The organism is Streptomyces hesseae (assembly GCF_031845785.1).
Taxonomy (GTDB): domain Bacteria; phylum Actinomycetota; class Actinomycetes; order Streptomycetales; family Streptomycetaceae; genus Streptomyces; species Streptomyces hesseae.
The window spans coordinates 12738-26216 of record NZ_JAVRFI010000016.1; the positions used below are offsets into that span (position 1 = coordinate 12738).

The 13479-nt window shown below is 69.5% G+C and carries 13 protein-coding genes; all 13 read left to right on the top strand.

Annotated features, from left to right (window positions below; all coding sequences use genetic code 11):
- The first annotated feature begins 60 nt into the window (after window positions 1-60).
- The 13 genes from RM609_RS22650 to RM609_RS22710 all read left to right on the top strand — a co-directional run bounded on the left by RM609_RS22650 (window position 61) and on the right by RM609_RS22710 (window position 13444).
- Entirely contained in the window at window positions 61-1752 is a 1692-nt protein-coding gene (locus RM609_RS22650; protein WP_311613349.1) for a terminase large subunit domain-containing protein, read from the top strand.
- Window positions 1753-1772: 20 nt separating this feature from the next.
- A complete protein-coding gene (locus tag RM609_RS22655) occupies window positions 1773-3158 on the top strand; it encodes a phage portal protein (protein ID WP_311613350.1) in 1386 nt (461 codons plus the stop codon).
- Entirely contained in the window at window positions 3155-3994 is an 840-nt protein-coding gene (locus RM609_RS22660) for a VG15 protein (protein WP_311613351.1), read from the top strand. The genes RM609_RS22655 and RM609_RS22660 overlap by 4 nt, the downstream gene beginning before the upstream one ends.
- Before the next feature lie 83 nt (window positions 3995-4077).
- Window positions 4078-4593: a hypothetical protein gene (locus RM609_RS22665; protein WP_311613352.1), complete on the top strand. Its 516-nt coding sequence runs from the start codon at window positions 4078-4080 to the stop codon at window positions 4591-4593.
- 48 nt (window positions 4594-4641) lie between these two features.
- Window positions 4642-5577 carry a phage major capsid protein gene (locus RM609_RS22670; RefSeq protein WP_311613475.1) on the top strand — a complete coding sequence of 312 codons (936 nt, stop codon included), beginning with the start codon at window positions 4642-4644 and terminating at the stop codon, window positions 5575-5577.
- Between the two features lie 80 nt (window positions 5578-5657).
- The gene (locus RM609_RS22675) at window positions 5658-5993 is read left to right on the top strand and encodes a hypothetical protein (protein WP_311613353.1); all 336 of its coding nucleotides are present in this window, start codon (window positions 5658-5660) and stop codon (window positions 5991-5993) included.
- Window positions 5990-6337 (top strand): hypothetical protein, encoded by a 348-nt coding sequence (locus RM609_RS22680; RefSeq protein WP_311613354.1) that lies wholly within the window; start codon window positions 5990-5992, stop codon window positions 6335-6337. The genes RM609_RS22675 and RM609_RS22680 overlap by 4 nt, the downstream gene beginning before the upstream one ends.
- Window positions 6338-6373: 36 nt before the next feature.
- The gene (locus RM609_RS22685; protein ID WP_311613355.1) at window positions 6374-6688 is read left to right on the top strand and encodes an HK97 gp10 family phage protein; all 315 of its coding nucleotides are present in this window, start codon (window positions 6374-6376) and stop codon (window positions 6686-6688) included.
- Window positions 6688-7074: a phage tail termination protein gene (locus RM609_RS22690; RefSeq protein WP_438828504.1), complete on the top strand. Its 387-nt coding sequence runs from the start codon at window positions 6688-6690 to the stop codon at window positions 7072-7074. Before RM609_RS22685 ends, RM609_RS22690 begins: the two co-directional genes overlap by 1 nt.
- 63 nt (window positions 7075-7137) lie before the next feature.
- Complete coding sequence (locus RM609_RS22695) at window positions 7138-7737, top strand: phage tail tube protein (protein WP_311613357.1); 600 nt, start codon at window positions 7138-7140, stop codon at window positions 7735-7737.
- A 74-nt stretch (window positions 7738-7811) separates the two neighbouring features.
- Complete coding sequence (locus RM609_RS22700; protein WP_311613358.1) at window positions 7812-8156, top strand: hypothetical protein; 345 nt, start codon at window positions 7812-7814, stop codon at window positions 8154-8156.
- Window positions 8157-8239: 83 nt separating this feature from the next.
- Window positions 8240-8572, top strand: a complete 333-nt coding sequence (locus RM609_RS22705) for a hypothetical protein (RefSeq protein WP_311613359.1) — start codon at window positions 8240-8242, stop codon at window positions 8570-8572.
- A 45-nt stretch (window positions 8573-8617) separates the two neighbouring features.
- Complete coding sequence (locus RM609_RS22710) at window positions 8618-13444, top strand: hypothetical protein (RefSeq protein ID WP_311613360.1); 4827 nt, start codon at window positions 8618-8620, stop codon at window positions 13442-13444.
- Window positions 13445-13479 lie beyond the last annotated feature (35 nt).

Consider the following 13479-nt stretch of genomic DNA (forward strand, 5'->3'; position numbering starts at 1 on the left):
GTGGTCCCCGTGACCGCCCCTGCTCCCGAGGACGATCTTCCGCCGGACGTCATCGAGCCCGTGACCATCGGGCCGACGTGGCGCCGGGATGGCGAAGGCCGGTTCGTCCTCCCCGAATCGTCGCTGGGGTGGCACGTCCTGTCGTGGACCGCTGAGTATCTCCAGCACTCCGCCGGTACGCCTTGGACGTACACCCCGGAGCAGGCTCGTTTCACGCTCTGGTATTACGCGATCGACCCTGTGACGGATCGATTCCTCTACCGGGACGCCGTCTTCCAGCGGCTGAAGGGCCACGGGAAAGACCCGCTCGCAGCGACCTACGCCGCCGTGGAGTTCGTGGGCCCGTGTCGGCCGTCAGGTCGGGTCGCAGGCCCCAATGACCCCTCGGGTGTTCCGGAGGGGCAGCCACTTGGGCAACCGCATCCGGAGCCCTGGGTGATGCTCGCTGCGGTCACACAGGCGCAGACCCGCAACACCATGATGATCTTCCCTGGGCTCTTCACTCAGAGGGCCATTGAGGAGTACTCCATCGACCTCGGCAAAGAGGTCATTTACGCCCACAGGGGCCGGGCCCGGATCGAGGCCGTCACCAGCTCACCGCGTGCTTTGGAGGGCTCCAGGGCATCTTGGAGCTTGATCAACGAGCCGCATCACTGGCTGTCGACCAACGGGGGCCATGAGATGGCGGCTGTCCTGGAAAGGAACGCCACCAAGAGCGCCGACGGGTCCGCGCGCAGTCTGGCGATCACGAATGCGTTCGAGCCGGGGGAGGACAGCGTCGCGGAGCGGACCCGTGAGGCTTGGGAGGACGCGCAGGCCGGCCGTGCCGTGGACACCGGTCTTCTCTACGACTCCTTGGAGGCCCCGCCCGGCGCGAAGCTGAATGCGGCGTGGGCACCGAAGGTCATCGAAGCGGTCCGCGGGGATGCCACCTGGCTGGACATCGACCGCATCGTGGCGTCCATCCTCGACGTCCGGAACCCCGCTTCCCGGTCACGGCGCTTTTGGTACAACCAAGTCACGGCCGCCGAGGACGCGTGGTGCGCGCCCTACGAGTGGGATGCCTGCGCCCGCCCCGACCTGGTCCTGTCTGACGGCGACGAGGTCGTGTTGTTCCTCGACTGCTCCAAGAGCGACGACGCCACCGGCTTGGTGGCCTGCCGCATGTCCGACGGCCACGTCACCACCCTTGGGGTGTGGCAGCGCCCGCCGCAGGTCGACGTGTGGAACGTCCCGCGTGAGGACGTCGACGGAGTGGTGGACAACGCGTTCGCCCGGTTTCGGGTGCTCGCGTTCTTCGCCGACCCGGGCACCGGTGAGGACCAGTCCGACGGCGGTCGTTACTGGGACCGGTTCATCGACATGTGGGCGGACCGCTACGGCGCCCGGCTCCTGGTCCACGCCGCGACCACCGGCAGCCGTCGGCATGCCGTGGAGTGGGACATGGGCGGCGACCGGCGCCGCCAGGAGGAGTTCACCCACGCTGTGGAACGCGCCCACATCGACATCTTCGAACGGCAGTTGACGCACGACGGACACAAGATCATGCGCACCCACGTCCGCAACGCGCGGCGGCGTACCAACGCTTTCGGGATCACGATCGGCAAGGAACACCGAGCGTCCTCGCGCAAGATTGATCTTGCCGTGTGCATGGTCGGCGCGCGCATGCTGCGCCGCCTAGTGATCACCAGCAGCAAATACGGCAAGCGCCCCCGGGCGCGCGGTAAAGGACGCGTGATCGTCCTCGGCTAGGTGCGAGGGGGGGAATCCCCTTGCTCATCCCTGCCCTGCCCTCCCTGTCCCTGTCCGATGCCGAGCGCGACGCCGTCGCCTTGCTGTCCGCGACGGCCACTGAGGACACGTGGCGTTTGCGGACCCTGGACTCGTACTACGAGGGCCAGTCGCGGGTGGCAAATCTGGGCATCGCCGTCCCGCCGGCGCTTCAGGCCGTCCGCACGGTCACGGGCTGGCCCCGCCTTGTCGTGGACGCCCTGGACGAGCGCCTTGACGTCGACGCCCTCCGTTGCCCGGACGACGACGGGACGGAAGGCGACCTATCGGCGATCTGGGCCGCTAACGACCTGGACAATGAATCCCAGTTGGCCCACGTGGACGCCCTGATCTACGGCAGGTCCTACCTGGCGGTGGGCGTGGGCGATGACGGGGCCCCGCTGCTGTCGGTGGAATCGCCGCAGCACATGAGCGTGGACTACGACGTCCGTACCCGCACCCTGCGCGCAGCCTTGCGCTTGGTGTCCGCTGGTTCCCAGCGATCGGCGACGCTCTACCTGCCCGACCAGACCGTCTACCTGGAAGGCTCCGGGACCGGCTGGTCGGTGACCGACCGCCGACCGCATCAGCTCGGCGTCGTCCCGGTCGTCCGCCTCGCCAACCGCCAGAGGACTGCCGACCGCGCAGGCTCCTCCGAGATCACCGAGGAGGTGCGCGCCCTCACCGACGCCGCGTGCCGAACTCTCCTCGGCCAAGAGGTCGCTAGAGAATTCTTTGCCGCCCCGCAACGCTACGTACTGGGCGCGTCGGAAGGCTCGTTCCAGGGGCCGGACGGCACCCAGCGGAGCGCGTGGGAGACCTACATAGGCCGCTACCTCGCGCTGGAGCGCGACGAGGACGGCGCGGTCCCCGAGGTCGGGCAGTTCCCCGCCTACGACCCGGCCGTCTACGGCCGCATCATCGACACGTACGCCCGCCTCATGGCTGGGGCGACCGCGCTACCCGCGCACATGCTCGGCTATACCACCGACAACCCCGCGTCGGCGGAGGCCATCCGCTCCTCGGAGGCCCGGTTGATCAAGAAGGCCGAGCGTCGGCAGCGGGCTTTCTCCGCCCCCTGGTCGCAGGCTATGCGCCTGGCCCTACGGCTGACCGGCGCCGAGCAGGTGCCGGTGGTCGAGGTGCAGTGGCGCGACGCCGCTACCCCCACGGTGGCCGCGCAGGCGGACGCCACGACGAAGCTGGTGTCCGCGGGCATCCTGCCGGCGGAGTCCGAGGTCACCCTTGAACGTGCCGGGATCGACCGTGCCCAGCGCCTGCGGATCGTCCACGACCGCCGCCGCGCCGCCGGGAACGCCGTACTTGAGGACCTGGCCCGCACCTTCACCACCGATGGCCCCCGGCCGGACCAGGCGGAGGCAGCGTGACGAAGGTCCGCGCCCTGGCCCTGATCCACCGGCGCCAGCAAACCGCGCTCCTACGGCTGATGCGGACCGAGTTCGACGCCGCGCGGCGACGCTACGACGCCGCACCGGCCGGCGCCCGGACCGAGCAGGCGTGGACAGCCACCCTCGCCCACCTGGTCCACCGGTTCGGCACTGCCTCCGCCTCGCTGGCCGCCGAGTCCTATGAACAGATGCGCCGCGCCGCAGGCCACCGGACCCCGTTCACCGTGCCGGTTGCCGACCCCCCGCCGCTGGCCCAGATCGCCGCCGCCCGCCGGTGGGCAGCGAACGAGGCCCGGAGGGCCGCCGACCGGGCAGAGGCGGCAGAGCGGAAGGCCGGGGCCGACGAAGCCACGGCCGCCGCCGCCCGCACCGCTCCCGACCTGCTCCGCAAAGCCCACGACCGCGAGGCCGCCGCGATGCAACGCCTAGCCGCACTGCCCGGCCGCCGCACCATCGAAAAGGCCACCCGCATGGACCCGGCCGCCCTCGGCTGGGCCCGGATCACCGAGGGCCCGTGCTGCTCGTTCTGCGCCGTCCTGATCCTGCGCGGCCCGGTCTACGCCAACCGGCAAAGCGCGGAGACCACGGTCGGCGGCGACCCGTACCACGACCGGTGCGACTGCACGGCCGAACCGGTCTTCAAAGGCCAGAGGTGGACGCCCACGCCCGAGGCCGGCGAGTGGGAAGCCCTCTACAACTCCGCCACGCGCGGCGTCTACGGCGCCGACATCCTCCGCGCCTTCCGCCGTGCCTTCGACGCCGAACACCGCCAGCGCGAGCCGGCGGACGTCACCGCCGCGCCCACGTCCACCTAACGCCGGCCGCTCCTTCTTCCCCCTGCCCGCCAGCCCCGTCACCGCTGTGGCGGGTCTCTCGCATGCCCAGAGGTACCCCCGCGATGACTCACCCCGACCCGCCCGCCGCGGCAGAGATCACCGACCCGCAGGAACGTTCCGCCCAGCCGTGGGAGGACCCGGCCGCCGCCCGCACGGAGATCGAACGGCTTACCGCCGAACTCGCCGCCCGCGCCGCCAAGGTCGCCGAGCTGGAACCGGCCGCCGCCGAACTGCACCAGATGCGCGAGGCGGGCAAGTCCGACTCCCAGCGACTGACCGAACGGGCCGAGGCCGCCGAACGGCTCGCCGACCAGGCCCGCGCGGAACTGGTCCGCGCGCAGGTCGCCCACGCCAAGGGCCTGACCCCCGGGCAGGCCGCACGGCTGATCGGCACGACCCGCGAAGAGCTGGAGGCGGACGCCGACGCCTTCCTGTCCGACCTAACGCCCGCCGCCGATGCGAACCCCGGCCGGCCCCTGATGCAGCCGGACCCCACTCAGGGTTCCTCCGGCCAGCGGGCAGCAGCCGACCCGGCACAGATGTTCGCCGGAATCCTCCACAACTCCCTGCACCACTAAGGACGTCCGCTCATCTCTACCGCCGTCGCCCCCATCCAGACCGGAAGCATCCCCGCCCAGCTCCTCCCCCCGGAGATCACCGGGCCGATCTTCACCAAGGCGGTGGAGAACTCGGCCGTCATGCAGCTCGCCCGTAAGGTCCCTCTGCCCCTCAATTCCTCGACCGCCATCCCCGTTCCTGGCGACGTCCCCATGGCCGACTGGGTGGACGAAGGCGGCGCGAAGCCGCTGGGTACCAGCGGTATCGGCATGCGCAAGATGCGGGGCAAGAAGGTCGCCGTCCTCGTTGCCGTGTCGCATGAGGTCGCCATGACCAACGCGGCCGGCTTGTACGAACAGCTCCAGCACGATCTACCCACCGCGCTGGGCCGCGCCTTCGACCGCGCGGCCATCCACGGCAAGACCATGAGCGGCGCACGGGGCCCGTTCGAGGACTACCTGACCGCCACCCCGAACACCATGGCCCTGGGGACAACTGCCCAGGCCAAGGGCGGCATTTACGCCGACGTGGTCACCGGCACCAAGCTTGTCGCCGCCGCCGGCCATGACACCACCGGTTTCATCGCAGACCCGCTGCTGAAGCCCGAAATGCAGCTCGCCACCGACACCACCGGCAGGCCCATCTTCGTACAGGACCCGGCCGGCCCGGGAACCGTCTCACGCGGCACCCTTATCGGCTACCCCATCGCCTACAACCGGGGCGTGGGCGGCAAGCTGGCCCGGCAGTCCACGACCACTGATACCGGCCTCCGCGCGATCGCTGGTGACTGGGACCAGGCCATTTACGGCTCGGGTATGGACATCACGATCAAGACCACCGACGTGGGCACCTACGTCGACGCGGACGGGCACGTCCATTCGGCCTTCCAGGAGAACTTGATCCTTCTGCTGGCCGAGGCACATTTCGGTTTCGCGATCGGCGATACGAGCGCTTTCGTGACCTACACCGCCCCCGGCAGCACCCCCACGCCGCCCAAGAGCTAGCGCGCGGAGCAGGCGAAAGGCGGTGATCCGTCATCGCCACCGTCACACCGCAAGACCTCGCCGACATCCTCGGCCAAGACGTGCAGGACGACCGCGCCCGGCTGATCATCGCCCAGGCCGATGCCCTGTGCCGGGCGGTCGTCACTCCGCTGCCGGAAGGCGCCGGAGCCGTCGTTCTCTCCGTCGCCGCCCGCACCTACGCAAATCCCATGGGGCTCAGCGCGGAGACGATCGGCCCGTACCAGGTGCAGCGACCTGCCAGTCAGGCCGGCCTCTTCCTGACACGCGACGAACGCCGTTCCCTGCGGCTCATGGCGGGGCGGGGTGGCGCGTTCACCGTGAACCCCACTCCGGCCGACGCCGGCCCCCCACCGGGCTACCCCGGCTCCTGGGGCATGCCGTGGTGGTACGAGTGATCGCCCTACCGCCACCAGCGTTCGGCGAGGTCGTCACCGTGCTGCGGCCCGGCCCTGCCGTGCTCGACATCTACGGCAACGACACCCCCGGCAGCGACCACGAGCACCCCCTTCACGGGTGCGTCGTCGCCCCCGCGCCCGGGACCGAAACGCTCGGCGGACAGAACACGGTCACCGACCGCGTCGTGATCTACGCCCCCGCTGGCTCCGACGTCCGCCCCACCGACCGACTCCGTGTCCGCGGCGTCGTGTTCACCGTCCACGGACCAGCGGAGGTCTTCCGGTCCCCACTGACCGGCACCCACGCAGGCGTGCAGATCGCCGCCCAGTGCGTCACTGGCTGAACCCCACCCGGGCGGCCCGACGAAAGTAGAGGTGACGTGGCTGCACCGAAGGTGAAGATCAACCGGTCAGGTATCCGCCAGCTCCTCAACTCCTCAATGATCACGGCCGCATTGGTGTCGCACGCGGAGGAGATCAAGGCGGTGGCCGAAGCTACCGCCCCGGTGGATTCCGGCACCTACAAGGCGTCGTTCGAGGTGTGGGCCCGGCGCCGGATGGGCGTGCGCAAAGACCGCACGGGCGCCGTGGTGCTGAACACCGCGCGCCACGCCCGGTTCGTGGAGTATGGAGGTGACGGCGCCCCGGCACATCACATCCTTCTACGGGCCGCAACCAGCCGCCGGGACATGTGATGTGGCCGGATGCCGAAGCCGCGTTGATCGCCTGGCTCACACCACGCCTGGGCGTCCGGGTGTGCACCGACGCCCCCGCCGACCTGGACCACGCCGTCCCCCTCCTGCGCCTCCAGCGGATCGGGGGCGGCGACGACGGGTTCCGCGTCGACCTGGCCGTGGTCGATATCGACGCCTTCGCCGCAACCAGGGCCCAGGCCGTCGACTTGGCCGCCCGTACCCGTGACGCGCTCCTGGGCAACCTGCCCGGGGCTATCGCGCCGATGGCCGCCGCGGTGTTCACCGCCGCCTCTACCGTCTCCGCCCCGGCTTGGCGCGCGTGGGAGAACCCGGCCGTGACGCGGATCGGCGCCACCTACGCGATCCGCCTGCACCGGCACCCCTGAACTACCGCTGCGCCCCGCCTCCCCACCTTGGCGGCGGCCTGCCCTTTCGAAGGAAGACCCCTCTTGATTCAGATCACCCGTGCGGCCGACCTGGCCATGGTCGGCGCGAACGGCGGCGGTTGGGTCGCGCCGGAAGGCACCGCCGGCCCGATCGCCCTCGGCGTCCCCGCCGCCCCCTGGGCGGGCCTGGGCGCCATCTCCGACGACGGACTCAAGTACGGCATCGACGAGGACTCGAAGGAGTTCACCCCATGGGGCGTGACCTCCGCTTTCCGTACCCAGGTCACCAAGTCGGTGCGGACTTTCGGAGTGACGATGTGGGAAACGAAGAGCCCTGTCGTCAAGAGTTTGATGTTCCGCATCCCCGCCGCTGACCTCGCCCCCGGCCCTGACGGTGTGGCCAAGTTCGCGGAGACCGCATCCCCGTCGCCCGACCGTCGGTCGTTCTACTTCATCGTGGCCGACGGCGACTCGCTCGAAGGTTTCTACGTGCCGTCGGGCGAGGTCACCGACCGGTCGGATGTCCAGTACAAAGGCGAGGACATGGTGGGCTACGAGGTGAAGATCACCGCTTACCCGGACGCGGCGAACAACACCGTGTACCACCAGTTCACGGCGAAGGCCCCGGTCGTGCCGAAGGATCTGCCGACCACCAAGAGCTGACCCGCCCCGGCGGTCCGCGCCCGCTTCTCCTTCTCACACCACTCTGGCTCAGCCGGCTGAACCTCTAAGGACCCATGACCGTGACCACGACCGCCCCGTCCACGACCAACCGCGCCACGACGGGGCAGGAGACCGACGCCACCACCGACTACGTGCCGGTGGAGCTGGCCGGCTACCCCGTGCGCGCCCTGCCCTCGCAGCGCTGGCGCGCCTCCCACCTGCGCGCCCTGAATTCCGGTGACCTCGACCGCTTCGCCGAAGGCGTGCTTCACCCTGACGACGTCGACGCCTGGTACGAGGGCGACCCGACGCAGGACGAGATCGGCGAGTGGGTCGCGCAGGTCGCCGAGACCAGCGGCGAGGCGCTGGGAAAGTCCAGTGGACGCACCAGGTCCTCGAAGAGCACGCGGAAGCGGTAGAAGCGGATCTTCGCCGCTACTACCCCGGTACGGACCTGTTGGACCTGCACAGGGGCCGTCTCACCTGGCGGCAGGTACGCGTGATGATCGAGCACCTGCCACCCGAGGCAGCGACCATGACCGCCCTGCGCAACAACGCGGCGCTGGCCGACCTCGACGCGCAGACCGAGGGCGCCGATCCGTCGCGGGGCCGCTGGTCACAGACTGATCTGCTCCTCGCGCAGACCATCGACGCGGTCAATCGCCTCACGCACTACTACGCCCTGGTCAACACCAGCGGCGGCAAGCGGCCAGACCCGCCCTCACCGGTCCCGCGTCCCGGCGTTCCCCGCACCCGAGAACACCGCCCGCGCATGAGTGATGCGGCGGCGCAGACGCTGTTGCAGATCATCAACGGCACCCCCGACCCCGCGTAACGCCCGCCTGATCGGCGGCCACTCCCGAACGTAAGGAGGGCCGCCGTGGCGATCGTCGTCGGCTCCGTCGAGGTCCAGGTCATCCCCAACACTCGGGGAATCGGCCAGCGTCTGCGGACCGCACTTGCCGAACCGGCCACGAGTGCCGGGCAGGAAGCCGGACGCCTAGCTGGCCGCGCCTTCACGCAGGCCATGACCGCCGGGGTCGGCGGCGGCGCACAGATCGGCACCACCCTCGGCCGCGACATCGCCGCCGCGCTCGTTCCCGCGATCCGCAACGCCATCCCCGACGCCGTCCGGCAGGGCGGCACCCGGGCCCGCCGCGACGCCACCCGCGAAGGCAGCGAGACCGGCGGGGCGTTCGCCCGGTCGCTGAAGACCCGGCTCGAAGCCGCGTTCCGGACGCTGCCGAAGATCACCATCGGCGCGGACACCGACGAGGCCGATGCCGATCTCCAGGCCCTGCGGGTGCGCATGGAGGCCCTGGCCGGCAAGACGGTCGGAGTCGATATCGACGCGACGGCGGCCCGTGCAGAGGCGGAGGCCCTGGAAGCCGAGCTTCTGCGCCTGGGCGCCGCACACCCGGACGTCACGGTCCGCGCGGACACCGCCGCTGCCCGTGCCCACCTTGCCGCGGTCCGCGAGGAGATCGACCGCATCACCGCCCGGCCTGGCGTCATCCGCCTGGAGACCGACGGCGGTTTCGGCGGGCGTCTGCGGGCCCAGGTCCAGGCCGCGCAGGCCGCGTTGCCCGAGATCAACATCAGCGCGGACACCGCCCCTGCCCGCGCCGAGCTGGCCGCACTGCGCGCCCAGCTCACCACGCTTGCCACGGCCCGGATCGGCATCGATGTCGACGCCGGCGCGGCCATGGCGCAGATCGACACGGTCCAGGCCCGGCTGGCCGCCCTGTCCGCGTCGGATGCGGACATCGACGTCAGGGTCGACGCCGCGCAGGCATCCGCCGCCCTCGCCGCCGTCCGCGCGCAGGCCGACGCCCTCGACGGCAAGCGCATCGACTTCGATTTCTCCCCGGCCCTCCTGGGGACGCTGGGCCTGACCCTCGCCCTGGCCGGTCTCGCCGCCGTCCCGGGCGCGGAGATCCTCGCCGGGCAGGTCGCCGGCCTCGCCGCCGCAACCGTCGTCGCCGCCTCCGGCTTCGCTGTCCTTGGTGCCGTCGCGGCTCCGGCGATCATCGGCATTGCCCAGGCCCTCCAGGCCAAGAAAGCGGCGGAGGACGCGGCTACGCAGGCCAGCGACAACGGCGCTCGAGCCGCCACCGCGGCCACCCAGCGCGCCGCCCAGCAGGAGAGTGCCGTTCGCGCGCTGGCCGCGGCCCAGCGCAACGCCGCCGACCAGATCGCCGCCGCACACCGGCAGGTCGCCCAGGCCGAAGACGGCGTCCGCCGCGCCGAACAGCAGCTCACCCGCGCCCAGGACGACGAGCGCCGCGCACAGCAGGCCCTGACCAGCGCCCGCGCGGACGCCGTCCGGCAGCTGGAGGACCTGACCGACCAGCTCGCCGACTCCGCCCTGAACGAGCGGGCGGCCACCCTGCGCTTGACGCAGGCCAAGCAGGACCTCGCCAAGGTCCGCGCCGACCCGGCTGCCTCGCAACTGGAGCGGGATCAGGCCCAACTCACCTACGACCAGGCCGTGCAGGGCCTGAAGGAACAGTCCCTCGCGCACAAGCGCCTGGAGGCCGACACCCGCAAGGCGAACGCCGCCGGCGTCGACGGCGCGGACGGGGTCCGGCGCGCACAGGACGCCGCAGCCCAGGCCCACGAACGGGTTGCCGATCAGGCCCGCGCCGTTGCTGACGCACAGGCCGGGGTCGGCGACGCCGTCCGGAATGTGGCCAAGGCCCAGGCCGCAGCGGCGGACGCCATTGCGAACGCCGAGCGGCAGGTGGCCGCCGCGCAGATGCAGACCGCCGACGCCACGTCGGCAGCCGACACTGCCGCACAGAAGTACCGCCGTGCGCTCGATGCCCTGTCGCCCTCGGCCCGCGACACCTTCGATGCCTTCGTTGCGCTGAAGAGCGCGTTCAAGGACTGGTCCGCCGCCCTTCAGCCGGAGGTGATGCCGCTTTTCACCCGCGGCCTCAACGGCGCGCGCGCATCCCTGCCCGCGTTCACGCCGCTGGTGCGGGAAGCGGCAGCCGGTACCCGGGAGCTGATGGACGCCACTGCGGCGGACTTCAAAACCCCTTTCTGGAACCGCTTTCGCGATGACCTGACGCACGCCATCCGGCCTGCCATCCGCAACACCGGGATCGCCCTCGGGTACTTCTTCAAGGGCTTTGCCGGCGCCCTGGACGCGGCCCTTCCCCACACGGAAAGCTTCACTCAGCGCCTGGTCGATCAGGCGAAACGGTTCTCTGAATGGGGAGACCGCCTCCGCGACTCACCCGGCTTCGCCGCCTTCCTCGCGCGAATTCGCGAGAACGGGCCGATAGTTGGCGGAATCCTCCGGGATATCGGCACGACGCTGGGCAACGTCTGGACGGCGATGGCGCCGATGTCCGGCGTCACGCTGCTGTTCGTCGGTGACCTTGCCCGCCTCGTCTCCCTGGTCCCGCCGGGAGTCCTGGAGGCCATCGGGGTTGCGTTGATCACTGTCAGCCTCGGCCTGCGAGCCGTCGCGCTGGCGGAATGGCTGGTCAACGGGGCTACGGCCGCGCTGGCGCTCCTCGTGCAGGCCACGCCCATCGGCTGGACGATGGACGTGATCCTGCTGGTGATCGGCGCCCTCGTCGCCTTGGGTCTGGCCGTCGTCTACCTCTGGCAGCGGTTCGGCTGGTTCCGCGACGGGGTGATGGCGGTCTGGGACGCCATCAAGGCGGCCTGCCTGGTCGCCTGGGCGACGGTCATTCAGCCGGTGTTCGGCTGGATCGCCGGCATCGTGATGGGGCAGGTGGTCCCGGCCTTCATGTGGCTGTGGAACTCCACGCTGTCCCCTTTTTTTGCCTGGATATCGGTCCAGTTTTCAACTATCTGGGCGACGGTCATTCAGCCGGCGTTCTCCTGGCTCGCCGACGTCATCATGGTCCGCGTCGCGCCGGCCGTCCTGTGGCTTTGGCAAAACGCGTTCCTTCCTGCGTTTCAGATGATCGGGCAGGTTGTGTCCGCCGTCTGGTTCGGGGTGCTTCAGCCGGTCCTTCTGGCTTTGTGGTCGGTGATCGCGAACACCTTGTTCCCGATCGTTCGCGACTTCGCCATGGTCGTTGTCTGGCCGATGTTCCAGTTGATCGGCCAGGTCATAAAAACCGTCTGGCTGGACGTGATTTGGCCGACGCTTCAGTTGTTCTGGTCCTTCATTAAGAACATCCTGTGGCCGGTCATCGTGCTTCTCTACGACGCCGTAGTGAAGCCCACCTTCGACCTGATCGGCGCCGCGATCGTCGTCGCCTGGTCCTACGTCATCAGGCCCGCGGTGGATGCCTTCGCCTGGTTCCTGAAGAACGTGCTCGGGCCCACGATTTCGTGGCTTTACAACAGCATTGTGAAACCGGTTTGGCGGTGGATTTCTGACGCCATCGTGTGGGGCTGGGAAAACGCCATCCAGCCTGCTTTCAGTGCACTGAAGGACGGAATCAGCAGCATTTCCAGCGCCTTTGCTCATGCCAAGGACGGAATTGCTGTTGCTTGGAAGAAGATCGAAGGCGCCACGAAAGATCCGATCAATTTCGTGATCGGGACCGTCTGGAACTCCGGCGTCCTCGACATCTGGAACACGCTGACCGGCTGGATTCCCGGCATCGGTGACAAGCTGAAAATGGAGAAACTCCCTCTCCTTGCTGCCGGCGGTCCGCTCCCTGTCCGCCCCGGCGTTTTCAATCAGCCGACGGCGATCGTCGGCGAGGGCAACCCTCGCTATCCGGAATACGTCATCCCGACCGATCCGCGATACCGGGCGCGCGCCCTGGGCCTCCTCCAAGCCGCAGGCACGCAGATGCTCGCCAAGGGTGGCGTTCTCGGGTCCGCCCTCGACTGGGGCAAGGAAAGCGCCGGTAAGGCGTGGGACTGGACGAGCGACAAGGCCACCAAGGCGTGGCGCGGGGTCAAGGGCGCCGCGGACATGCTGGCCAACCCCGGCCAAGCCATGGATGCCCTGCTGAAGCCGGTGCTCGGAGACCTGGACAGCCTGGACGCGGCGAAGTGGTCGCAGATGATCGGCGAGGTGTTCCGGACGCCGGTCACGGGCTTGAAGGACACCGTCACCGACTTCGTGAAGGGCTTCTTCTCCGCAGGCGGAAGCCCGCAGATGGGAGGTGACACCGGCGGTAGCGGGGTCACCCGCTGGACGCCTCAAGTGCTCCAGGCCCTGAGCATGCTCGGGCAGCCGGCCTCTTGGCTCGACACCGTCCTCCGCCGCATGAATGATGAATCGGGCGGAAATCCAGATATTGTCAATACCTGGGATATCAATTGGCAGGACGGTACCCCGTCGGTCGGATTGATGCAGGTAATTGGGCCGACCTTCGATGCGTATGCGGGGCCCTTCCGGGATGTTGGTCCGTTCTTGTATGGAACCTCCGTTAATCCCCTTGCCAATATCTATTCTGGCTTGAATTACGCGCTGCATAGATACGGGTCGCTATCCGCCCTGGATAGGCCAGGCGGCTACGACTCCGGCGGCTATCTGCCCCCGGGTCTGTCCCTCGTTTACAACGGGCTCGGCCGCCCCGAGCCCGTTTTCACCCCCGCCCAGTGGGACCTGATCGCCGACTCCAAGGGGCTCGCCCCCTCGACTGAGACCGGCCCAACCACCGGGGCGGCGCCGGTCATTCACCTGCACGCCGTCCCCGGCATCCCCACCGAGCAGCAGATCGTGTCCGCCCTGAAATTCGCGGACGCCCTGTACGCCTGACCAGTACGGCCCACGCGCCAACTACCCATGACTGA

Coding starts and splice junctions, on each gene's coding strand:
- RM609_RS22665 (WP_311613352.1), top strand. CDS start 4,078: ATGACTCACCCCGACCCGCCCGCCGCGGCAGAGATCACCGACCCGCAG.
- RM609_RS22700 (WP_311613358.1), top strand. CDS start 7,812: ATGACCGTGACCACGACCGCCCCGTCCACGACCAACCGCGCCACGACG.
- RM609_RS22705 (WP_311613359.1), top strand. CDS start 8,240: ATGATCGAGCACCTGCCACCCGAGGCAGCGACCATGACCGCCCTGCGC.
- RM609_RS22690 (WP_438828504.1), top strand. CDS start 6,688: ATGTGGCCGGATGCCGAAGCCGCGTTGATCGCCTGGCTCACACCACGC.